This window comes from Peribacillus loiseleuriae (assembly GCF_001183985.1).
Classification (GTDB): Bacteria; Bacillota; Bacilli; order Bacillales; family DSM-1321; genus Peribacillus; species Peribacillus loiseleuriae.
In genome coordinates this window covers 1,879,581-1,901,112 of record NZ_LFZW01000001.1, presented here as the reverse complement: position 1 = coordinate 1,901,112, position 21,532 = coordinate 1,879,581, and the positions used below count along the sequence as shown (strand labels likewise).

The window sequence follows — 21,532 nt, the reverse complement described above, 5'->3', positions numbered from 1 at the left end:
GATCTTTTATCCCACAAGCCTTCTTCAATGATTTCTCGGATGATAGAATTATAAATAATGTAAGATTTGATCATATTTTCCAAAACCTCCGTTTCGTATATAAATAAGAATATTAACTATAATTCCATTTTTGATACTAAATTTAATATGGGATGTATATAAACGGTTCAATGAACTTAACATGCCTATAAAAATTTTTTTACAAGTTATAGCATTCTTTTTAGCAATAATTTGTACAGGCTTTATTATCAACGAGATTATAATTGAATAGTATCAATCGAATCATCTCAACGTTCCGAGTAATTCAGAACTCTATTACGATACCACTTTCGAATTATTCATAAGGGTTCGAATAGTTCGAAACTCCATTACGAATTGTATTATTAAATATCTAATGCACTTCTCCAGATATTCATTATTTCATAAAGGTCGTTTATTATATCCGCTTTTTCGTTATCTGTTAGATCTGATTCCATAGCTTCTGCAAACAATCTAATCATTTATTTCATCGTGTTTACTTTCTAATCGTACCGCCTCCCCTTCGAGTTCGTGACATATCTTGATCAAACTATATATTAATAAAAAACATTTAATGGTTCAAAATTCCAAATATTTATGGTAACCTCTTAATAAATGCAGTTTACATATATAAGGAGGGAATAAAATGACTCTAAACTGGCGCCTTTTTATAACCACAGTTACTGCTCTTTTATTTGTCATCCTTGTTTTCATGAATTTCTTGGGATATTGGGCAGCTAACCCCGCAATACAAATTCTTTTTTTCTGTATAATGGTTGTAGCTATTTTCAACGCAGGTACTGAAACTAGTAAACATATGAAGAACAGGGGCTGATTGAAAAAAATCCAATCGGCTTTTTTACTACACAATTTATTCCAACTATCAATTAAAATCATGGTTTCAATGACTGTTTAGTCGAACTATGTGATATTAACTTTTTTTACAAGTTTGATATTTTACTTCTACATATATTGAGTAGTATCCGAATAAAGTTGACGTCGCCCATGCGAATAGCTTTGGATTAGGTAGATGATTCAGCCCCGTTTTATCAATCGCTCCCTGATGTATCTCCTTGAAATCTTTATCATTAATTTTCATAATTCCAGCTATAAAACCTACAAGTAACCAACTTATAATTATATAAAACACCACTTATCGCTCCCTTTATCATCTACGAATTATCTCATGTTTCTGACAGGCGTTTTAAAGCATCGTAATTGGTCGATATAGATTCTTTAATAAAGTTATCTCTAATTGCTTTTCTGCGTTCACTGAAACCATGTTCGTATTCTTTTGAACAAAGAGAAGTAGGGACATTTGCATTAGATTCTTCTAATGCATATACGCTTTGACAATATATACATTACACCAACATCACCAATGATAACCCTAGTACCACTCTCCAAACCTTCTTCTTACAACTATCCACCTCTTCAGTGTTGCAAACGAACCCAATGCCAATGTTCCAAAAATTATAGTCAATATCCATGCTGTCAAAATCACTATGTATTACCTCCGTGTCTAATTAAAAAGATGCCATATTCCCCAAGCAATAATTCCCCATATTGCCAATGCAAATGGTAAACCTCTAAATACTCCTAACCCATCATCTTGCCTCTTTATCTCCTAGATTCCTCCTACTTAATCAATGCGATGATAATGAGTAACCACCATAGCAACATGATCAATATATATTTCAACAGCTTGCCCATCACCTTCACATATAATTTCATTTATAATCCCTCCTTCAAGTCCTCAACCAAATCATCGCTTGTAAGTTGAATGATTTCTATATTTCCAAGTACTTGTTTCCTGTCTATTTTTATGAATCGCAGCTCATCATCTCACCTGGAAGCTGCGATTCTTTTTTTCTTATTGATGCACCCTACAACCACAGTTCTTTTTACATTTTGGTGTCCATACGGTACATGGGTCATTCTCAACAAAGCAACATCTTACTCTCTTACAGCATTCTCTGTTATTCGCATTAAAAATTCCACACATTGTTGTCCACCTCCTTAGTTACTGTATATGAAAATTCAAATAAAAGGTTTGGACGAGTACATTAAATTAATGTAAATTATCTTCCAAATTCAATGTAATTCTGTAATAAAACACTTTCATTCAACAAACCTCATATGTATTCATTTATTTTATGTATAACTACTCGAATACAACCTTGTTCACTCCGGCTACATTCTCCAATAGCTCTCTGATTTTTATAACATTTCTTCTCCATTCCCCTATATGTTTTATTAACTTCGCAGTTTGTGTTTATAATATATTTATTTATCATTAATTTTACTCATTAAAGCTTCCCCTCTTCATCAATTACCTTATTAATAAGAATCCATTTAGATTCCGTAGAATCGAACTCTATCTCATCAATTTTTCCTACGGCCAACCGTTTTGCATTGTTATCAATATGCTTTATCGCCTCCTGTGCATTTTCAATAACCCAAAGTAACTTCTCTCTTGCATCTTTCATTTATTAATAACCGCCTTACCTTGTATGCATTATGTATTATCTAATGTAAACTAGTATATAATTTCCATTTCCATCGGTTAATAATCATTTAAAATAATCTATAAATTCATTTGTATTACGTTCTATTGCATAACACTGAATGATTTAACGGTTATACGTCCATTTTCACAAAACAACATAGAATCGTCCTTTGCCTTCATTAATCCTTTTTCCACTAGAGCATATGGCAGTACAATCTTTCCAGTTGGGTAAATATCATACGTTCCGTTCACAGTAAAATCTAAATATACTTTCTTCTTATGTATGTTGAACTTACTATTACATTTATCCCCATTTGATAATCCCTTGCTTGCTCTTAATTCTTTTGGCAAATGTAAACTAATACTGAATCTACTTGAAAATGAAGCCTTTGCTTTATACACCTTCTTGCGATCAAGTATGTATTGATAAATGTTCGATAATGAATCATATGTAAAACTATGTAGAATACTTTCCGACCAACTTAAATTATTCTTTAGCAAATATACTAGCTATTCCTTATCAGAATTGTACCAGTCATTAAATGGATACATCCACTTTTTACTGTTACAACCTTTACACGCAGGGACACAATTTTCCAACTCGTTCCTTCCCTCATAAATAACATGTTCCTTATGTAAACCTTGTTTAAATACGCTCTTGTGTTCAGCATATGTCATTCCACAATCTGCACAAGAATTATCGAAATATGATTTACATGCTATCCATTCTGACGGCTGAATTTGATGATGCTTATTATGTGATCTTTTTAACCCGTACCCTTTAAGTTTTTCTTTTCCACGTTCGCTTTGCTAAAATTTAACCTGCTTCATTTTATTTTCCTCTAAATTTTCTAAACAATATTGTCTCTTCTTTTCTCTTTCTGTAATTGCATTCTTTTTATGCCATACCCCCTTTACATGCTTAACATGTTCTAAGTTATCTATTCGATGTCTTCTTGCCCTTCTACCCGTGCACTCTTTGTATTCTGGATTATAATAAATCCAATCTCCACGCTTCTTACTGTATTTTTTCTGTGAATAAAAATTACTCAAAGGCTGTGGATTTACTTGTTCGCAATTTGGATCATTGCAATATTTTTCTTCCATGTACTTCTTCTCCTCCCTACGATAAAAATCTACTTTTAACTTATCGTATCTTGCACCTTTAAAGGGGTTGCAACAAATCAAATGAAGCTTCATATAGTTATAAAGGGATGGAGATTCATTTGATTTTTACGTTACTTTAACAAAAAGGGGATGTGAATTTGAAAAATTATTTAAAAAAGGCTCCCTATTTGTGTTGTTTGTTAGTAATCCCTTTCCTCGGTTTAATATATGGCCTGCTAAACAGTCGAGCTCATAATCCTATCGATATTACTACAACCTTGGACAGTAACACACCATTCATCCCAATTTTTATAATTCCGTATATTCTTTGGTACGCATATTTGTTTTGTTATTTAGGATACTTTTGTTTTAAGGATATTAAAATCTACTTTAAGTCGTTAATATTGATTGTAGCAGCCCAACTTATTTGCTTCGTTATTTATTTCTTTTTTCAAACAACTGTACCAAGACCAACACTAGAAAGTAATAACTTTATCTTAAGGCTGGTGGATTGGATTTACTCACTGGATCGTCCATACAATTGTTTTCCTAGTATACATGTATTAACAACCTTTGTTGTGATGCTCGTATCAAAGCAAGTTAAATATAAATATGTTCTTAATACAATATGTATTCACTTAGCCGGAACATTAATTATTGTATCAACCCTTTTTGTAAAACAACATGTGATCATTGATATGATAGGCTCTATTGTTCTAGTAACTTTATTAAACTGTCTTCCGCTTGAACTTTTACTGTTCAAGCTTCTAAGAAGCTATCGACATTTACATGAAAAAAGCTAAGTTTTTTCACCGTCCCCACCTTTTCCCTTTGTCTAATAAAATACAAATTGCATACGAATTATACGTTAGTGTTGATCTATAATTTCACTTGTTTAAATATAAAAATGGAAAAACACCCCTTAATTATACTAATCTAAGATGATTTCCCCTTAAGTTGTAATCATTATGTATTGAAAACTTCAATAACATTTGTTATATTTTATTTGTAAAGTTGATTTGCCTTACACACATGTTTATATGGTTACCGCCATATAAAGCTGACTTAGATGCTGAGTTAATTCTTGGTGTCTTTTTTGTTTCCTTCTTTTAATACTCTTTCTTCAAACTCCTCAACTACCGCAATATGTATATTATTGTTTTCTGCCATTAATAAGTAATCATTTGTCAATAGAGTATCGTTTTTAAATTTACCCAACAGACGCCCATTATTTCGCTTTCTTTAATATCTGTATAAATATTAAGTATGATTTGACCTTTTACTCTCTTTTCATGTAATATCCCCAAGCTTTCCTAGGGATAAATGTTCCTGTCATTCAAAAATCTCTGGATACATTCCTCTTATATTTTCTTCGTTAATATATGCCCTCATAGAGTTATATCTATATGTTCCTTGCGTCATTGTTTTTTTCATTCCAAACTGCTCTGCTATAATATCTAGTTCTTTATTCGTTAATTGCTTTCTGTCTTTATATAAATCTTTAGCTAATTTCAATTTCCCCGATTTAACTATATTATTTGCTGTTAAATATCTATAGTTGAATTGCTCACTCATCGTAGCTAATCGTCTATATATCAAATGTTTATCAGCTCTGTCTAGGTTAATTGTTCTTCCAATTGTCGACCTAACTATATAATTATTGTTCACAACCTCAATCTCTCGTCTCTTTCCTTCGCTCAATCCATTTTTGAGTGCATATGGCACATTCTTAATTGCTTGTCTAATTAAGTTTAAAGACCCCTCTGAAACTTCAATTTCACGCTTTTCACCTGAATCGTTTCGCAAACTTAAAATTCCAGTATCAAAATTTACATCTTTTTCTTGTAAATTAAGTAACTCAGAAAGTCCCTCTCCCTCTACACCTTCAAACAATAGTTTTAAAACAACTGCATCCTGAGCATTGACAAGTGCTTTTTCCATTTCATTTATTTCTTTTTCTGTAAATATTGTCTTTTTACTAGAATCATAAATGTTCTCGTACCATTCATTTAACAAACCATTTAGTGGATTCTCGTTTACCTTGTATCCTTCACCTATTATCCAATCAAGATAATAACTGATAAATCGACCATTTGATCTTATAGAGTCGATTGATGATGAATTCATATCCACTAATACCAATCTAATCTCATTGAGTGTGAATTCGTACAAATCCCTATTTAAAGGTTTCTCTGTTTTAGCACTCCACTTAAATACATTTATCATAGTATTCCTAGTACTTTTATTTTCGTATCTATCCAAAAATGCCATTTTTAACTCTTCATTGTATAACTCAGACATTTAATTCTCCTCCATTGACTTATTCAAATCTAAATTCCTAAAAAAATTCATAATATTTCTCTCTGATCCACTATGGATGGCTCCTGAAGAGTTAACATAGCCTATCTCTTTCCATAGTGGATTCTTCCTATCAAAGTCTATACTATCTAAAATATCTTTTATATTTTCAAAAGAAATATTTTCTTCGACCATTCTCTTAGCTAAAACAACATAGCCAGCAAACATTCTATTCGTATTAATATATGACTTCTTTTTTATTCTATTTACATCATTTATAAATTCATCTGGATACAACCCAAATAAGTAATAAAAGAATTTACTTAATCGCTCTCCCACTTTATCAGCATCTAGTCTGCTTTTCATTATAAATTCACTGTTAATCGCATCTGATAGTACTCCATATCTTACTATTTCATTCGATCCCACACTAACGTGACCATCCACCGATATTCTGTCTTTTAAATCCGACTCTAAATTTAAATAATTCATCGCGTCATCAGAAAATCTATTTTTTTCTAGTTCTTTGACTCGATCTTTAGATATTGCATTTTGCTTAGATATATCAGCGAGAAATTCTTTAGCTTGTGGTAGATTGAAGTTTTTGATTGCAACTTGTACTTTATGTTTTACATTTGGATTTATTTCTAATGCATTCTTTATGGCAGTCAACCTATGCATACCATCTAATATATTTAGCTCTGTTCCCTCATTAACTGTTAAAGTCATATTTTTAGGATTATAAGAAAGCTCTTTACCTGTATCGGATGTCCCAACAAGTGCATTTATAGTAATAGTTGTGTATCCTAATTTCCCCTTTAACAACTTGGCAGTCATTTCTTTAATTGAATGAGGGTATATCTTAATAGCAAATTCAATTTGATTATTTCTCTGAATTTTTCTCGTCTCTCGCTGAGTCTCTGGGTTATAACTTAATAAATCGCTTAGTAGCTGATTAGCATATTGAGCATCCCAGTATCCTATATAGTTTTTATCGTCAATTTTTAGAAATGGGTCTGGCATTGTTAAGGGTAACTTGATCGAGTCTACATGTGTTTCATAGGCGTAGTCATATAACGTAGATGTTTTAATTTCTTTAGGTGTAAACCATTCATCGGTTTTTAACTTTTTATCACCCGTAGCGACATATATATGTTCTGTTAAAAGGCATATTAACCTCAAATCCAAATCTGACAAATCATCTTCTGTGCTATTAATAAGCTCCTGAGCTGCACCTGGTATGAAATTATTATTAGTTACAAGTTCATTTTTGATTTTATTAATCTTTTTATCGTTCTCTTTAACTAACTTTAAATTTAGCAATAAATATTCTATAAGTTCATCTGGCGATTTATTTACAATCATATTTTTCTCCCTTTGTAACTATAAATTTATTTATCAAATTAAGTCTAATATACATTTTATAAACTTTATTGTAAATAATAATTACATATTTTCCCTGATTTTTTTCTCGCTTATTTTTTGATTTAATAAGATTAATGTTGGATTACCTAGTTGTTTCAATGTTTCTAATAGAACTTCATTGCTAACACCTTTGTATAAACTCATATCAACTGACACAGCGCCTACCGCCCATAGTTTTCTGCCTCTTATAAGTATATTATATAGTTGTAGTATTAACATTCTTATGATTTGCGAATCGCATAGTGGCATAAGGTTCTTTAGTTGTTTGATAAAAATGTATAATAGATGCTTTTCTTATACTATGGAAGACTAAATTCCTTTGAGGCGGAAGCCCCTTTATTTTTATTACTTTGGCAAATAGAGAGACAGCAACTCATTTTTTCTCAATGCAGTATCCAGTGCAAGTAGGAAAAATAAACTTTTCATTTTAGGCTTCACTTTTTCTACCTGTAAAGTTATATCAGAAATCCTCTTTACTTCTTCTACTGTAAACGCTCCGTAACTATCTGACTCATTAGGTAATACTTTAATTTCATTTAAATAAGTAACATCGGGAACAATACGCATTTCGTTAATTTTCTTTGGTTGTAGAAATTTTAATAACATTCTTAAGGAGACTACTTTACGATTAAATGATGAGTTTACAAATATACCTGATTCTCTAAGTTCATCTATAAACATTTCGAAGTCTTCATTGGATATATTTGTATCTTCTAGTGTTAAACAGTCTAATGTTTTGTCTCTCGCAATGTAGAAAAAATCTTTAATATCTTTTTCCTACACTATTCTCGTTTCCATTGAAGTTCTTATTTGACTTTTACTTTCCTTTTTAGATAGAAAAAAATTGAATGTAATTATAAATTAATGTCGGCTCTCCCTCTATACATACTATATTTTCATTAATTTTATTTCTGTTAACCATTGACATATTGTGTTCCCCCTTTATTTTTACTATTTCTAATCTCTTCTTTGATTCGGTTAATTATTAACTCAAGCTGCTCGATCTCTTTTCTCTTGTTATATGTAGATAATTTATATATGTTTCTTTGATACCAACCGTACAAAGCATTTAGCACCATCTTATCTCTCCTCTAAGTTAATCGTTAATGTATCTTATATTTATTCATAAATACATAAAATTTTCCTTAATAAAAAACAGCACTATTTAAACTGTTTTGAGGGGTTTATATATAACTATCTAATCCATGTTTTATTAATCCAATGCCATATAAAACAGCCCTCTATAAAAAGGGCTGAAATTAAGATTTATTTTCAAAGTTTATCCTCTTCTTCCACCTCTACCGCCTCGTTTGGATTCGGTATTACGTTTAAGAGATGATAAGTTTTCTTCGCTGGATTTTAGAAATTTGGACATTTTATCATCAAAGGTTTCCTTTGGTTGGAAATTACTTTTTGGGCGATTATCAGTCTTGCGGAAAGGTCTCTTAGTGTAAGTCTGTGCTTGCCCTTCTGGTTTATCAATAGTTTGTTTGATTGATAAAGCAAGCTTACCTTCTTTTTCACTTAAGACTTTTACTTCAACTTGATCTCCAATTTTAAGATGATCATTAACATCTTTGACATAACTATCTGCAACCTCACTAATGTGCACAAGTCCGGTTATGTTTCCCGGTAACTCTACAAATGCTCCAAAGTTAGTGATTCCTGTTACTTTACCTTGTACCTTACTACCTACTTCAATTGACAATAAACTTCCTCCTAAAAATAACAATAACTCAATTATAACAAATTAATGTGATTATTTACATCTAAATTCTTCTGTAAAGCACACGCGCCTTGTGACATCCTAATTTCAACATGAATAAATTCCTAATTTACACACACTCTATCGCTATAGGAGGTGTAATGAATGGAAAAAGAATCACGTAAAACAAATAACACAGATAATTCAGGAACTAAATATCACGAAGATAAAGCTGGTCATATTCCCGGTTATGGATTAGTAGATGAGAATGCCAAGTTGTTACTCGATGAAGAAGAATCTAAGTAATTATTTAAGAGCGCCTATTTGGGCGTTTTTTATTCTTATCTTAACATGATCATGTAGAAAACCCATTACATCCTCAAACACCTCAGTTCTTCTAAATATTTCATGGGATATTTCTGGATATATAGTTAATTCTTTAGATAGTTCTTGATGTAAGCACTCTTTAATCCATACTTCTAATAATTCAATGTCAATTTTCAAAGTTTACCCCCCTTAATTATAAAGGAAGCAATTTATTGCTAATTTAATATATTTTTAGATGAGTTGAATAAATACCTCAAATTATGAATATATTATTCTTATAAAATATGAGAGGGTTGATTATAAGGGCCCATATCCAACACAACAAAGCAATAGAAATACAGAAAAATTGGGAAAGCAAAGGGAACTCTCACTGTAATCACTCTTCATTGTCAAGGGAATATATGCTTGATATGCATACAGGTGATTACGTTTATAACACTTGCGGAGATTCATTCTCTAGTCGTGAAGAAGCAAAACGTACAGCTAGAAAGCAGTAACAGTATTTATAGGTGACAGGATTTCTTGTCACCTATCAGATTGAAATAAATGCTTGATTCAGAAGAAACAATAGCTCTCTTTCTAAAAGGGAATATTAAAAAACAATCAACCATTCTCTTTTACCTATGCTACAATAGATATGGCAAATTTTATGAAAGTAAAAGACGCAAAGCCACGGGTCTAAAGTGATATCCAATCACCATGACAGCCGGGTTGCCAAGTTTATCCCCTTTCTAATTTGCCTGAAAATTAGAGAAAAGAGGGCGTGCCTTGCATTATCCCACAGTTTTATTGAGTAATACCAATGAGATGCACATTGTAAAAGATGAACAAACTTGTATTTGTGGAGAAAAGTATAATTATTTTTCAACCTTCACAAGGTCTGATCTAAGAAAGATTAAATTCAAAAAGCTTGATGAAGTTGACTGTCCGCTATGTAAAGTGCTATTTAAAAATGATTATCAAGTTTAATTAACTTTGACACCTCTCTATTTGGAGAGGTTTTTTATATTCTTAATCACATCAAAGTTTTATAGTTCATCTATTTATTTAGTAAATTTATTTATAAATTGAGTCATTAGTTCTATTAGTGTTCATATACTTCTAAGAAGGAGCGTGATTAAATTGGATTTTAAACAACAAGCAAATGAATCATATTATATGGCAATCGAATACTTAAAACAGTGTGAAGAGGGCGATGAATTTCACATCAATGATTTTATACGCTGGACGATAAAGATAAGGTTCATTGGTTATCAAGTCGCAGTGGTAATTGCCGAACGTTTAAAATTAGAAGGTTATATTACAGGTTTCTCATATAATGATAGATTAATCCTTAAAGTACCTTTATAGGTGATTTTTTTGCTATAGATATATTATTCACAATTACACTTCCCTTTGTTTCCTTATACTCCCACGGAACCATTTCTACATTGAAATTAGTATTTTAGGTTTCATAGTCATAAATCTCTTCATCTCTTAATATCCTTAATTAATACTAGGAGAAAGGGTGATAGCCATACCTACCAACAGATCTTTATCCCCAAATGATATCAATATTAAAAAAGATGTATTTCTTGGTGAAACATGTGTGCAAATCGAGAGTTTTCACGACGGTTATCCCAGTGTTCATATTGTAAAATCCTATATGTTAAAAGACTCACCTGAGCGAACCGAAGGAGGCTTCTATCATATATTTAAGTGTATATCTGGTACATGCGTAACGAACTTTAAATATAAGCAATATGAACAAGTAAAAAGACATATTGATATTTCTGATTACTGGACGATTCTCTATCTTCATGAAGATCACAATGGAGGTATCCTAATACCTATAAGTAAGCTTAATCGTTTAAATGATCGCGTAGCTACTAGATAGTTACGCTTTTTCTATTGAAATCGGCTTTTTATTTCCTTAATCACCGCTATTGTAATTCCAAACGACAATATATTTATTTCAATTTAACCTAAACTATTCTTATTGAATTTTGAGAGGTGATCATATTGTCTACACTAGGATATTCCAACATCTTTCTTGATCTAATTTCATAAATCATATTAAATACCTCCATTTGATTTTAATTTCTTTATGTCTCATCTCGTTTATACCATGTTTAATAATCTGTAATTTTATTCATTATACACTTTCTTAACATCAAACTACCCGCGCTCAACACCTTCTAGCCAGAATTTGAGTTCCCAATACTGTGTATACACTTTACTCGGATCTCCTTCAAAGTCTCTCTGGTACATATCAAACAATGCAACCTTCCTCTTATACATAAAGTCTAATAGTTTATCTTTATCAATCTCTGTCAATCTTCTGCTTCCTTTCTTGATATTCCGGCATGCAATAATGACTATACATATCTTCATAGTGCTTTGTCCGCGTATCAGCTAATTTCTTTTTCTCTTTTCGCTCCCTAAACTGTGAAAATTCATCCACAAGTACCACATCTTCATTCTCTTATTGTTCTTCCCGTACTAAATCCATAAAATCGTCAGTAATAACTATCCATTCATCATTATCCACCTTACCAGTATAAATTCTCAAAATCACAAAAACCAGATCCCTATATAAACAAGCTATAATTTTATTTATTATTTGTATCGTACATTCATTAATTCATTCCGTAAATTATTTCTATTTTTATTTTATTCCAGTATAGCAATGTCCCACAGTCACACGTTCTTCAATTGTCGGTTTTAAATTATATAGACTATATATATTGGATTTCCTCATTACACATCCTCCTATTATCAATAATTTTATTCATATATGTATTTTAACTGCACACTCTCATATTGAATATGCAGCCCCTTTCCCTCATAATTTTCATGCTTAATTAATTGATAGTAAACTTGATACACATTCTGTGCAAGTAGAGCCTCTTTTGTTTTCTTTAATAATTTGAAACTGTGTATAATATTTTTCATTTGAACAATTTTTACAACGTTTATATAGCGGGCATCTAATTGAATAATTAAATTCAGCAGAGTTAAAGTCAAGTCTTACTATATCTATGTGCTTAATCATCAGCATTGCGGTGTGAATAGCATCATATAATCCACTGTGAAAATTCCCTTGCACTTCAATATTTGATTGATTTATTGCATCCTTTAGTTTCATTTGGTCTCGGTTAACAAGTACATTGGATATACCCGGTTGAATGTCATTATAATTTTTTAACCATTTTAAAGAGATATCTTCATTTGAGCATTCATTTATCAAAAATAATTTATCTGAATTTCCCCAGCAGCACAGAAAGTAGTCTTCACCTATCCAGTCGATGAATTTACATAAAGCACTATTGGGTGTTACAGCATTCTTTATATCGGTTTCACTCATCTTTATCATTTTTATTGTTGCATTTCTTATGCCTATATGTGGCATAACGTATACCTGAAAAGTATCTAACACTTTCATATCGTCTAAATTAACTTTTACCGCACCTATCTCAACTATGCTAGTAGATTGACCTTTTCTAAATGTCTTATTTAGCTCCAGGTCAAATATTATTGCATTCATTAATTAAAACTCCCCTACTTTAATTAAAGTAGTATAAATACTAGGATCTAATAACCCTATTTGTAAATATATCCTACCTTAAAAATTGTTAAAATGCCTCTTTTATTATCTTATTTGCTTAACTTGTGTGAGAAATTCCTTTAGCAGCATTATATCATCAGGCGAAACTTCGATATCTTCAAACATATCAATTCCAGGTTGCCACTTCTCTACAATTTCACTACTATCATTAAATATATCTAAGCTTAAGATATCACCAATCTGAGAAATATTTAGTTGTTTTCTTCTTTCTTGAATGATTAGACCTATATTTTTCATTAATTCGCTCTCCAATGTATATTGTACAATAAACCTAAGATTTCATCCTGCTTAACTATTTAAATCTTGTTTTTTGTACCTTTCTTTAAAATAACCCAATCTTTTATAATAAATTATATAAGCAATTGTAAAAAGTATCACACTCACAACTATTATTACAGTAGAAGCATCCTTTTCCGAATCAACCAATCCACTAATAATCGCACTTTCTAGTATTATGTTCGAGATAATAGGAATATAAAATATTGTAATAAATGCCCATACTCCTTCTATTATGTAAAACCATAATGAGATTTTATTGTTTATGAAATTCAATTGGACTTCTCTTTTTGGCATATAGAATAGACCTGATACTAGGAATAAAAACCATAGTGTCAGTAAAAGCAATAATTATCACATCCTCGAATAAATTAGGTTCAGTTTTTTCTTTTTTAAGTATTTTACTATTGATCCTATTATCTGAGCTACCCTATTTAATGCACTTTGAATCTCGTTCATATTATCTATTGATTCTTATAATACTTAAATTTCATTTTACTAATTTCCAAATCAGTTCAGGTTAATTTCCTTTAACGTACTAAGATCATTTAACTACTTTTAATTCATCCCTTTCATTAGGTAATATTGCAATATTTTCGTCAGCAAAAGTTTCATTGAAAATAACTTCATAACCGCTACCAAACTTATAAGGCTCAACAATTGCGGTATGAAAAGAAATGCTAAGCCTTTTTTCAATATCTTCAACAGATGACTCAGTATCAAGTTGTAAGTGTGCTAGTTTACCTTCATAAAAAATTACTGTTGCATAATCGAATACATCACTTGCTTCATAATTAAAACTAGCAGCATTAACCATTGCCCCGCCCTTTAACTGATACTTACCGTTTGGATATTGAGTCTCTTCTGGATCTTGCTTAAACATTGCATTACATTCGTCAAAGATGAGATATTCTTTTAGATTTTTAGTTTTATTAGGTTCAGTTTTTTCCACTTCAGTTACTTTAGTTGTTTCTTCTTGTTTAATTAATTCTTATTTATTTTATCTTCTGAATTTGCCTCTTCAGATTTCCCGCTACAAGCATGTAAAAATAGCAATGAAGCTTCTGAATAATTCGCCTTTTCTACCGGCTTCATTACATACTTCACCCTCTAAATAGCCATTGATAAAATCACTTGCTTGATGTTCTGTTTCAAAGGTTTCAATTGGCAACGCTGAAAATTCAGTAATGATGCTGCATCCAGTTATATCTCTTATGTAAAAAATATTTGTGATTTCGACATTTATTATATCCTCTTCTTTCGATCTCCTATTCCCAATTTGATATATTAGGAAACGTTGTAATTAATTACGGGGTGTTTTAACTGTCCAGTGAAAATATTGAAATTAATTTAACTAAAACGTACACCTGTAAAAAAAATACCAGACATCCACTCGGGAAAATGCGATTTCTGCCAGAAGGCTCATTTTAATTCTTCGATAAAGAATGGTCTATTCCTGCATAAATGTCGTAATTGCGGTATGAAGAAGACTATTTAGTTACTACCATGTCAGTTTGGATCAGCAAACTATCCTTTCCAATATAAGCCCAATCTGATAAAATTCTGTTTTTATAAGTCTATTCAGCTATTTGACGCTTACTTATATATGTTTTAATGTACTTTTTTCTCATGAAGAAAAACTACCTAACTAAATAACCTAGCCGTATAGTCTTATACAAACCGCATTTACTTATGATACGGTTCACTCCACCTTTTTAAGCGGCGGTTTTGTCTATTTATCTTGAATTGAAGGAGCAGAAACAACCGTAAAAGATCAGTTATTCATTCTTCAATTTCATTGAAAGCTCATTTAATTTATTATGCTGCTGAATTCGATACTGATGTCCTTCCTTTTTCAAATAACCTTTATCACAAAATTGTGCAAATACATGCAATAAGTGCCGATAGGATACACCTAGAAAATCACAAACCGTTACATGCTTTTCCCTATATATATCTTCATCAACAGTTTGCAATATAAAATCTGCTAGTCGGTTTTCAAGCGGGAATGCCAGACTTTGTGAATACTTTGCAGCCATTTGTGTTGCTTTTATACTTAAAAATTTGGTTAGTTCACGAAGAAAAGTCGCATCTTCCAGAATTTGTATCCGGTAGGATTGAAAAGGAATTGCAAAGCAAATGGTCTCGGTGGAGGTTTGAATCCCTTTTGAATAGTAAATCTGATTTAATAATTCCATTTCTCCAATATAATCCTTCGCCTTAATAAAATTTAGTAGGGAAACTTTTCCGTTTTGATGTGTTACATAAATTTTTGCTTTTCCTTCTATTACATAAAATAAATAATCCGGTCGCATACCTTCTTGAATGATCCATTCATCGCGTTTATATTTATGCACTTCTATAAACTCTTCAATTGGAAAAGAAAATAAATACCCAATCGAATAATCCTCCAAATAACGCTGCCTTTTCTCACCTTTGTAAATTTCCATAATATCCCCCTGCAATATGAGATTTCTCATATTATTGTACGTATCTCCATGATATTATGCAAACATTGGGGGGAATAAAATGAATTCACAACGCTGGATGAGCAGACAGTTTTTTAGTTTTTTTATAACATGGGGTGTTTTTCTACCCTTTTGGACAGGGTGGATGATCTATACAAAAGGAATTTCAGTTTCACAAGCTAGTTTGATTATGAGTTTAGGGTTGGTTGTAAGAGGCATTTCTACATTATTAGTATTTCCTTATTTATCAAGGAAATTTAGTAGTAAAACCTTAATAAAAGGGATGGCAATCGGCACGCTACTCTCCATTCTATGTTATATTCCGGCAAAATCTTTTACTAGCTTACTGGTGACAACATTACTTTTGCATTTATTTTATCCAGCATTGATGCCTACGTTAGATAGCGTTGCTGGCGTCCTTTCTCAAAGTAAGCAATTGAGACATTACGGGAAGAGCCGTTCGTGGGGATCCATTGGCTTTGTTATTTCCGGCATGGTTTTAACTGTCTTTACAGGGGCATTTGGAGATGAAGTGATTTTATGGGCTCTGCTACTCGGCACGTTTGTATTCGTGTGTCTTAATTTTATGCCCACTCCTGATGTTTTAAATAAAAAGCCATCAGCGAATCAAACCAAAAGAGTCGACATGCTACAATTATTTCGCATTAAACACTTTGGTGTGGTGCTCGTTATTGTAATTTTACTGCAAGCGGCACACGCTTCTTATTACAGCTATGGCTATATCTTTTTACAAGAAATCTATGCACCCAAATATTTAATTGGAGTGATTCTTAATATTGCTGTGATCGCAGAAATCACTTTCTTTTTAATAGCAGATCGGCGCTTTCATAAATTTTCTGTTGGTTCCTTACTGACCCTTGCGGCACTTGGTTCAACCGTGCGTTGGATACTAGTATTTTCCTTTCCAAATATTATTGTTTTCTGTATCTCTCAAACATTACATGCCTTCTCTTTTGCGATGGGGCATTATGCTTTTATGAAATACTTAATCAAAAATATTCCACATGTACAGATTCCGAATGCACAAGGCATGTATTCAGCACTGGCACTTAGCTGGAGCACAGCAATATTCACGTTTTTCGGCGGTTACTTGTATGAAATCGAGCCAAGATACGCCTTTATCGGGATGATTATTTGTTCCATTCCTTCGATGTTGCTTGCGTTAGTTTATCGAAAATTAGATGATCCAATGGGGGAACTGTTTGAAAGAACAAGGTGAATTCTTTAAAAGCGATATAAAACATATGACAGCATCCAGCTTTAGGTTGCTGCCAATTTCTTAAAGGTTATTGTTATCACTCTTTATGAAAAACATTTTGATAGTAAGCATATAATAAGCGCCTACCTGTCATTTCAGGAGGCGCTTATTATATGCTTTATTTAGTTTTACTTGGAACGTAACAATCTGTCGGAAGGGTCTTCGACCACGGTAGGAGCTTATCCAGTGCTTCCGAATCCTTCAGATCGATTAAAGGCAACTGTTCAAATACGTGGGTTAAGTAAATCAGCGGATTTAGCTGATTTTCTTTGGCAGTTTCCACAATAATATAGACAATTGCACTCGCTTTTGCGCCTTTCATCGATTGTGAGAAGAGCCAATTTTTTCGCCCGATTACGAAGGGCTTGATAGCGCGTTCACTTCGATTATTATCGATATCCAAACGTCCGTCCTGTAAAAACATTGTTAGACGCGGCCACTGGTTTCGGCAATATTTGATGGCTTGTCCCAGAGCACTTTTAGGGGTAACTCGCGAACTTTGTTTTTGTAGCCATGTTTATTCCTCCTTAGTTATGTCGTTGATTGCGTTCACTTTTTATCAAAATTAAGATTTCAATAATTTTTTTTATAACTAACTACTGTTGAATTCAATACCCCTATTCTCTAGTCTTTCTTCACATACAAGACGTTCAATATATCCTTCGGCCACAAACCATTTAATCTTTCCAGCTTCTCCCCACTCAATTAGATACATATTCATCTTCCTCCAGACTCTTATAATACCTTTCTAATCTCGATCTCATACTAGTCTCTGCGAATACTATTCCATATTTATCAAGTGCAACAAATGCTTCAGTTAATAATTTTGTATAATTAGGCATCTCTTCATTCTCCTTCAGTATTGTAGATATTGTCTTATCTTATTTATATTTTTCATGTAATTTATATATTCATTAATTTTACTCATTTGATCGATCAAACAAACTCTTAGTCTTATTTTCCAATTGTTATAATTTGTATATTATTTGTTTAGTTTATGTACAATTACACTACAGTCACAATTACTTCAATTAATTCAAGGTTGTCATTTTCTTCTTTCATGCTATTTGCATCAATCTCTGGGAACACGCCTGCATAGTCAAAATTTAGTGTTTGTGTTCTATCAGCTTTGATATATACCTTTTTTCCGGCAACCTTACTTAATTTAGTTTCTTCGATGATAAATTTTTTCATATCAACATACTCCTTTGTTTGATTTCATTATTATTTGGTTAAAATGGTACCATAATGTCATATACACTCACCACTTTATTTTTTTAATTTTCACACTTGATCCACTTTTAATATTACTATTATATACATGTATTAAATTTACTTTTAAACCAAAGAAACAATTCCAACTTATCATTTTTCTCAATTAATGCCTTCGCTTCTTTTTCTAACAAGTTTTGACCATTGTAATTATAGGTAGTTTTTGCATCTAATGCATTAGTTATTAATAACAAATTACCATTCTTATCCTATTTATAATTAGTTTCGCTTGTTTTAGCATCAGTTACTCTTTCCAGTTCATTCTTTAGATTATAGCTATAAGATGTCGATCCTATTGACTGAATGGACTTTAGCAATCACTAACTTCAAAAACAGTACTAGATAACTGTGTATCCTGAGTAATTAGGGTACACAGTTTTTAAGTTATCATAAAAGATGTGTTTCATCACCTATAGTGTATTCGAACTAAGAATTGCCAATAGCAATACGTCCATTCTGCCGATTAGCTCGCCTTAATTGATACATATAACGCAAAGTAGTTAATTAGAACTATTCAACAAAACACTTAACAGTGATAATATACCTATGAGGCAAATTTTACGAAAGTAAAAGACGCAAAGCCACGGGTCTAAAGTGTTTCCATCCACCATGACAGCCGGGTTCCCAAGATATAATCTTGTTATTGATTCATTCTTTCAAATTTGCCTATTACAATGAAAGAAGGTTTTCAATATTAAATCAGTTCTACTTGTTGACGATTCTAAATTCATGCGAACTATACTAAGGAAGCTAATAAACGGTAAAGATTACTTTGTCCTTAGCGAGGCTAGTAACGGATTTGAAGCTGTTGAGCAATACGTTTATTATCGTCCTGATATCGTTATAATGGATATTACAATGCCTAGTATGAACGGATTAGAGGCTTTAAAAAGTATTATAGAAAAAGATCCTCAAGCTAAAGTAGTTATGTGTTCTGCGCTAGGTCAACAGTATCTAATAAACGAATCGTTAGAGTTAGGTGCTAAGGGTTTTATTATAAAACCCTATTTTGATAATATTTTATATACGTTACAAAAAATTGTTTCGGTGTGTAGCATCCCTTAAATGGGATGTTATTTTCATTATTCCTACTTTACAATTGGACTAAGTTTCCAAACGATTAAAAGAATGATTTTACTGTAAGTTTATTCAAAATGCGTACTAATAAGTTTTTAATAACTACGCACACCAAATTAAATGTAAGTTCATATCATGCCTAGAAGGTTTGTTTTTATAGCTAATGTAAAGAGGGGAACAAAATTTTATGGTTTCATATATGGATTACAATTCTCCATCAACTCAATACACTTTTGATGTAAATAAAAGTCCCTTGTTCAAAAAAGATAACAACAACTATATTAACGTATTAGGTGTGCAACAGTTGAATACATTGGAAAATGTGTCTCTGCTAGACATTTTCCTAAGTGCTAATAATTTCGTAGAACCGCACTATCACCAAAATGCAGCTGAGTTAGTCTATTGTATTACTGGTGCTGCTATTGTATCGATACTGAACCCATTCACAAAACAGCTTCTCAATTACACCATTACACCAGGACAAGTGGCAAATGTTCCACAAGGTTGGTGGCATTATGAAGTAGCTACAGTTGATGAAACACATCTTTTGGCAATTTTTGATGCACCAACTCCAGAAGTTATTCTAGGTTCTGACATCTTAAAATTTACTCCTGCAAACGTCATGTCGCATACTTATTGCATCGATGAAAATCAATGGAAAAAAGCAGTTGCACCAGTTAAACCCACAACATATATTGGCCCACCTAATACCTGCAACAGAGCCCACGACAACACTTCACAGCATCATCCACGGTATATAAATCATTACGACAACCAAAGGTATGCAACCGAAGCGTATTATCAACAATATCCACCCCATCAGCAGCATTATATTGACTATTCGTAGGTGAGAAAAATATAGTGCTTAGAATTTGACATGGATCCCCCATGTCTTTTTTATTGCACATTTTGTATCTACAGTTTAGTAAAGTCACCAATTAAAACTATCCTTTTAATGCTTTCCTTGTACTTCTACATTACAAATTGATGTTTGGATAATGTTCTACATTAACGATCATACTAATGAAAACATCAAAACTGAGGTGGATTTCATGTATGATACTTAGATTTATAAACATTTCATTAACACTACTCTTTTCCCTATTATATTAATTGGTGGAATGTTTATATTGCTTAACGTTTATTTCTTTGTATCTAAAAAGAAAAATAATTCATAAAGTGATAGCTTTTGTGTTTATTCAATTCAATATCTCTCTAACCTGCTCCAGCACCTATCATACTTTTCCAATAGCTTTTCATATGGCAGCTTTGAAAATTCATCTAGTACCTTAATCTGTTCCGGTGTCATTGTGTACATTCCGTCACCTCCTCGATGATCCTACAAGATAACCTAAATCAGATAATTTACTTCTTAGCCGGAAAAATCTTCTTCCACTAGTAACTTGTTTTCGGAGTTCATGTGATGTGCGCATGTAACATAATATACTTTATTCTTATCGATTTTTGTTTTCATTGAGTCCTCCATCTAATTAGTTTCTTTATTAATCTTTACGACTTGCATCAAATCTCCGTCCTCATCAAATGTTGCTTTCACCGTATTGCCTTTAATAGTTTCCCCTACACTTTGAATTTCATCACTTGTAAAGCAAACGCCACTATCAGTTATTGTAGACTGTCCGGAATACTCGTAACTGTTACCGAAGTTATTGTAAACGTCTCTGTGTCGTATGTAGGCTGTTCTGATATAGGTGTGAATAGTAACATGATTGATAGAATAATTGAGTTTAACATTGTAATTTTCCCTGTTATTGGATTGTTTTTTAGTTAAATTCGCAAATAATGGTTTCTTTAAGATAATGTTAAGTTTGGTTAAATTACTCATAAGTTCCCCTCCTCAGAATAGTTTCAATGTAATTTCAGATACGGGATACTTCTCTCCGATAATTTCCCATGCTGCCATTTCATTTTCTTCCTGGATATATTCGTGAAATTCTGCCTCGCTCGTTACTATTTTAAATTTAAATAAATACTTATTTAATAGTAATTATTCAGCTACCAATAAATCAGGCTTTGTAAAGTACGTTTTGTATTCACTTAATTTGTCGTTTGTAAAAATTGATCCTTCTAAAGTCCAAGTGATAATTCCATTAGTTAAAACAGTTAGATATTTACCAGTGAGTTTATTTTTAAGTTTCATTTTTAA

29 protein-coding genes, 1 pseudogene and 2 riboswitches are annotated in these 21,532 nt (G+C 31.9%); of the genes and pseudogenes, 7 read left to right on the top strand and 23 right to left on the bottom strand.

Translation table 11 applies throughout. The features are described 5' to 3' along the window. Positions 1-949: 949 nt before the first annotated feature. From AC625_RS08955 to AC625_RS08915, 12 genes are all read right to left on the bottom strand, one after another. Positions 950-1,171 (bottom strand): hypothetical protein, encoded by a 222-nt coding sequence (locus tag AC625_RS08955; protein WP_049680993.1) that lies wholly within the window; start codon positions 1,169-1,171, stop codon positions 950-952. 1,156 nt (positions 1,172-2,327) lie between these two features. Further along, positions 2,328-2,507 (bottom strand): hypothetical protein, encoded by a 180-nt coding sequence (locus AC625_RS08950; protein ID WP_049680992.1) that lies wholly within the window; start codon positions 2,505-2,507, stop codon positions 2,328-2,330. Positions 2,508-2,629: 122 nt separating this feature from the next. Then, entirely contained in the window at positions 2,630-3,028 is a 399-nt protein-coding gene (locus AC625_RS08945; RefSeq protein WP_049680991.1) for a hypothetical protein, read from the bottom strand. Between the two features lie 9 nt (positions 3,029-3,037). Continuing rightward, positions 3,038-3,250 carry an HNH endonuclease gene (locus tag AC625_RS28495; RefSeq protein ID WP_425415482.1) on the bottom strand — a complete coding sequence of 71 codons (213 nt, stop codon included), beginning with the start codon at positions 3,248-3,250 and terminating at the stop codon, positions 3,038-3,040. Between the two features lie 87 nt (positions 3,251-3,337). After that, on the bottom strand, positions 3,338-3,634 hold the full coding sequence (locus tag AC625_RS08940; RefSeq protein ID WP_049680990.1) for a hypothetical protein: 297 nt from the start codon (positions 3,632-3,634) through the stop codon (positions 3,338-3,340). Positions 3,635-4,711: 1,077 nt separating this feature from the next. Further along, positions 4,712-4,852 (bottom strand): hypothetical protein, encoded by a 141-nt coding sequence (locus AC625_RS27395; RefSeq protein WP_156187477.1) that lies wholly within the window; start codon positions 4,850-4,852, stop codon positions 4,712-4,714. Positions 4,853-4,966: 114 nt separating this feature from the next. Beyond that, entirely contained in the window at positions 4,967-5,935 is a 969-nt protein-coding gene (locus AC625_RS08930; RefSeq protein ID WP_049680988.1) for a phage lytic cycle repressor MrpR family protein, read from the bottom strand. Then, positions 5,936-7,297, bottom strand: coding sequence for a DNA sulfur modification protein DndB (locus AC625_RS08925; RefSeq protein WP_049680987.1), 1,362 nt, complete (start codon positions 7,295-7,297; stop codon positions 5,936-5,938). 81 nt (positions 7,298-7,378) lie between these two features. Next, positions 7,379-7,513, bottom strand: a complete 135-nt coding sequence (locus AC625_RS28160; protein WP_281177223.1) for a hypothetical protein — start codon at positions 7,511-7,513, stop codon at positions 7,379-7,381. Positions 7,514-7,702: 189 nt separating this feature from the next. Further along, on the bottom strand, positions 7,703-8,038 hold the full coding sequence (locus AC625_RS08920; protein ID WP_049680986.1) for a site-specific integrase: 336 nt from the start codon (positions 8,036-8,038) through the stop codon (positions 7,703-7,705). 233 nt (positions 8,039-8,271) lie between these two features. Then, entirely contained in the window at positions 8,272-8,436 is a 165-nt protein-coding gene (locus AC625_RS26595; RefSeq protein ID WP_156187476.1) for a hypothetical protein, read from the bottom strand. Positions 8,437-8,636: 200 nt separating this feature from the next. Beyond that, positions 8,637-9,065, bottom strand: a complete 429-nt coding sequence (locus AC625_RS08915) for a S1 domain-containing RNA-binding protein (protein ID WP_049680954.1) — start codon at positions 9,063-9,065, stop codon at positions 8,637-8,639. 162 nt (positions 9,066-9,227) lie between these two features. Between AC625_RS08915 and AC625_RS26590 the strand changes: the two genes are divergently transcribed. Next, positions 9,228-9,368, top strand: a complete 141-nt coding sequence (locus AC625_RS26590; RefSeq protein WP_156187475.1) for a hypothetical protein — start codon at positions 9,228-9,230, stop codon at positions 9,366-9,368. On the opposite strand, the gene AC625_RS08910 is transcribed toward AC625_RS26590, so the two are convergent. Then, positions 9,369-9,566 carry a hypothetical protein gene (locus AC625_RS08910; protein WP_049680985.1) on the bottom strand — a complete coding sequence of 66 codons (198 nt, stop codon included), beginning with the start codon at positions 9,564-9,566 and terminating at the stop codon, positions 9,369-9,371. It lies immediately after the preceding gene. A 452-nt stretch (positions 9,567-10,018) separates the two neighbouring features. After that, a riboswitch (cyclic di-GMP riboswitch) is annotated at positions 10,019-10,108 on the top strand. Positions 10,109-10,511: 403 nt separating this feature from the next. Between AC625_RS08910 and AC625_RS08900 the strand changes: the two genes are divergently transcribed. Both AC625_RS08900 and AC625_RS08895 read left to right on the top strand, forming a co-directional pair. After that, entirely contained in the window at positions 10,512-10,739 is a 228-nt protein-coding gene (locus tag AC625_RS08900; protein WP_049680983.1) for a hypothetical protein, read from the top strand. A 157-nt stretch (positions 10,740-10,896) separates the two neighbouring features. After that, entirely contained in the window at positions 10,897-11,265 is a 369-nt protein-coding gene (locus AC625_RS08895) for a hypothetical protein (RefSeq protein ID WP_049680982.1), read from the top strand. Positions 11,266-11,546: 281 nt separating this feature from the next. On the opposite strand, the gene AC625_RS26585 is transcribed toward AC625_RS08895, so the two are convergent. The 4 genes from AC625_RS26585 to AC625_RS08875 all read right to left on the bottom strand — a co-directional run bounded on the left by AC625_RS26585 (position 11,547) and on the right by AC625_RS08875 (position 14,224). Then, complete coding sequence (locus AC625_RS26585) at positions 11,547-11,705, bottom strand: hypothetical protein (RefSeq protein WP_180320084.1); 159 nt, start codon at positions 11,703-11,705, stop codon at positions 11,547-11,549. A gap of 523 nt (positions 11,706-12,228) precedes the next feature. Further along, positions 12,229-12,915, bottom strand: coding sequence for a 3'-5' exonuclease (locus AC625_RS08890; protein ID WP_049680981.1), 687 nt, complete (start codon positions 12,913-12,915; stop codon positions 12,229-12,231). A 105-nt stretch (positions 12,916-13,020) separates the two neighbouring features. After that, entirely contained in the window at positions 13,021-13,233 is a 213-nt protein-coding gene (locus AC625_RS08885) for a hypothetical protein (RefSeq protein WP_049680980.1), read from the bottom strand. A 583-nt stretch (positions 13,234-13,816) separates the two neighbouring features. Continuing rightward, positions 13,817-14,224 carry a hypothetical protein gene (locus AC625_RS08875; RefSeq protein ID WP_049680978.1) on the bottom strand — a complete coding sequence of 136 codons (408 nt, stop codon included), beginning with the start codon at positions 14,222-14,224 and terminating at the stop codon, positions 13,817-13,819. Between the two features lie 426 nt (positions 14,225-14,650). Between AC625_RS08875 and AC625_RS28735 the strand changes: the two genes are divergently transcribed. Next, positions 14,651-14,770, top strand: coding sequence for a DUF8096 family protein (locus AC625_RS28735; RefSeq protein WP_483824135.1), 120 nt, complete (start codon positions 14,651-14,653; stop codon positions 14,768-14,770). Positions 14,771-15,050: 280 nt separating this feature from the next. On the opposite strand, the gene yeiL is transcribed toward AC625_RS28735, so the two are convergent. Beyond that, a complete protein-coding gene (gene yeiL, locus AC625_RS08870; protein WP_049680977.1) occupies positions 15,051-15,722 on the bottom strand; it encodes a transcriptional regulator YeiL in 672 nt (223 codons plus the stop codon). 79 nt (positions 15,723-15,801) lie between these two features. Between yeiL and AC625_RS08865 the strand changes: the two genes are divergently transcribed. Then, positions 15,802-16,980: an MFS transporter gene (locus AC625_RS08865; protein WP_049680976.1), complete on the top strand. Its 1,179-nt coding sequence runs from the start codon at positions 15,802-15,804 to the stop codon at positions 16,978-16,980. A gap of 157 nt (positions 16,981-17,137) precedes the next feature. On the opposite strand, the pseudogene AC625_RS08860 reads toward AC625_RS08865, so the two are convergent. The 3 genes and pseudogenes from AC625_RS08860 to AC625_RS08855 form a co-directional block, all read right to left on the bottom strand. Next, positions 17,138-17,533, bottom strand: a pseudogene (locus AC625_RS08860) (IS66 family transposase); the annotation flags it as partial. A 78-nt stretch (positions 17,534-17,611) separates the two neighbouring features. Further along, positions 17,612-17,734, bottom strand: a complete 123-nt coding sequence (locus tag AC625_RS28155) for a hypothetical protein (RefSeq protein ID WP_281177222.1) — start codon at positions 17,732-17,734, stop codon at positions 17,612-17,614. 290 nt (positions 17,735-18,024) lie between these two features. Beyond that, the gene (locus tag AC625_RS08855; protein WP_049680975.1) at positions 18,025-18,213 is read right to left on the bottom strand and encodes a hypothetical protein; all 189 of its coding nucleotides are present in this window, start codon (positions 18,211-18,213) and stop codon (positions 18,025-18,027) included. 618 nt (positions 18,214-18,831) lie between these two features. Continuing rightward, positions 18,832-18,920, top strand: a riboswitch (cyclic di-GMP riboswitch). A gap of 64 nt (positions 18,921-18,984) precedes the next feature. On the opposite strand from AC625_RS08855, the gene AC625_RS08850 reads away from it, so the two are divergent. Together AC625_RS08850 and AC625_RS08845 are read left to right on the top strand one after the other, a co-directional pair. Further along, positions 18,985-19,356 carry a response regulator gene (locus tag AC625_RS08850; RefSeq protein WP_082190995.1) on the top strand — a complete coding sequence of 124 codons (372 nt, stop codon included), beginning with the start codon at positions 18,985-18,987 and terminating at the stop codon, positions 19,354-19,356. Between the two features lie 199 nt (positions 19,357-19,555). Further along, positions 19,556-20,215, top strand: a complete 660-nt coding sequence (locus AC625_RS08845; protein ID WP_049680973.1) for a cupin domain-containing protein — start codon at positions 19,556-19,558, stop codon at positions 20,213-20,215. A 639-nt stretch (positions 20,216-20,854) separates the two neighbouring features. Here the strand turns inward: AC625_RS08845 and AC625_RS08840 are convergent. Both AC625_RS08840 and AC625_RS26580 read right to left on the bottom strand, forming a co-directional pair. Continuing rightward, a complete protein-coding gene (locus AC625_RS08840; RefSeq protein ID WP_049680972.1) occupies positions 20,855-21,211 on the bottom strand; it encodes a hypothetical protein in 357 nt (118 codons plus the stop codon). 162 nt (positions 21,212-21,373) lie between these two features. Further along, the gene (locus AC625_RS26580; RefSeq protein WP_156187472.1) at positions 21,374-21,526 is read right to left on the bottom strand and encodes a hypothetical protein; all 153 of its coding nucleotides are present in this window, start codon (positions 21,524-21,526) and stop codon (positions 21,374-21,376) included. Positions 21,527-21,532 lie beyond the last annotated feature (6 nt).

Excerpts from the sequence above, each read along its gene's own strand:
- AC625_RS08885 (WP_049680980.1), bottom strand. The coding sequence starts at position 13,233 with ATGAAAAATATAGGTCTAATCATTCAAGAAAGAAGAAAACAACTAAAT.
- yeiL (WP_049680977.1), bottom strand. The coding sequence starts at position 15,722 with ATGGAAATTTACAAAGGTGAGAAAAGGCAGCGTTATTTGGAGGATTAT.
- AC625_RS08865 (WP_049680976.1), top strand. The coding sequence starts at position 15,802 with ATGAATTCACAACGCTGGATGAGCAGACAGTTTTTTAGTTTTTTTATA.
- AC625_RS08845 (WP_049680973.1), top strand. The coding sequence starts at position 19,556 with ATGGTTTCATATATGGATTACAATTCTCCATCAACTCAATACACTTTT.
- AC625_RS08890 (WP_049680981.1), bottom strand. The coding sequence starts at position 12,915 with ATGAATGCAATAATATTTGACCTGGAGCTAAATAAGACATTTAGAAAA.
- AC625_RS28155 (WP_281177222.1), bottom strand. The coding sequence starts at position 17,734 with ATGTATCTAATTGAGTGGGGAGAAGCTGGAAAGATTAAATGGTTTGTG.
- AC625_RS26580 (WP_156187472.1), bottom strand. The coding sequence starts at position 21,526 with ATGAAACTTAAAAATAAACTCACTGGTAAATATCTAACTGTTTTAACT.
- AC625_RS08855 (WP_049680975.1), bottom strand. The coding sequence starts at position 18,213 with ATGAAAAAATTTATCATCGAAGAAACTAAATTAAGTAAGGTTGCCGGA.
- AC625_RS26590 (WP_156187475.1), top strand. The coding sequence starts at position 9,228 with ATGGAAAAAGAATCACGTAAAACAAATAACACAGATAATTCAGGAACT.
- AC625_RS08930 (WP_049680988.1), bottom strand. The coding sequence starts at position 5,935 with ATGTCTGAGTTATACAATGAAGAGTTAAAAATGGCATTTTTGGATAGA.
- AC625_RS08925 (WP_049680987.1), bottom strand. The coding sequence starts at position 7,297 with ATGATTGTAAATAAATCGCCAGATGAACTTATAGAATATTTATTGCTA.
- AC625_RS26595 (WP_156187476.1), bottom strand. The coding sequence starts at position 8,436 with ATGGTGCTAAATGCTTTGTACGGTTGGTATCAAAGAAACATATATAAA.
- AC625_RS08840 (WP_049680972.1), bottom strand. The coding sequence starts at position 21,211 with ATGAGTAATTTAACCAAACTTAACATTATCTTAAAGAAACCATTATTT.
- AC625_RS08950 (WP_049680992.1), bottom strand. The coding sequence starts at position 2,507 with ATGAAAGATGCAAGAGAGAAGTTACTTTGGGTTATTGAAAATGCACAG.
- AC625_RS08940 (WP_049680990.1), bottom strand. The coding sequence starts at position 3,634 with ATGGAAGAAAAATATTGCAATGATCCAAATTGCGAACAAGTAAATCCA.
- AC625_RS08920 (WP_049680986.1), bottom strand. The coding sequence starts at position 8,038 with ATGTTTATAGATGAACTTAGAGAATCAGGTATATTTGTAAACTCATCA.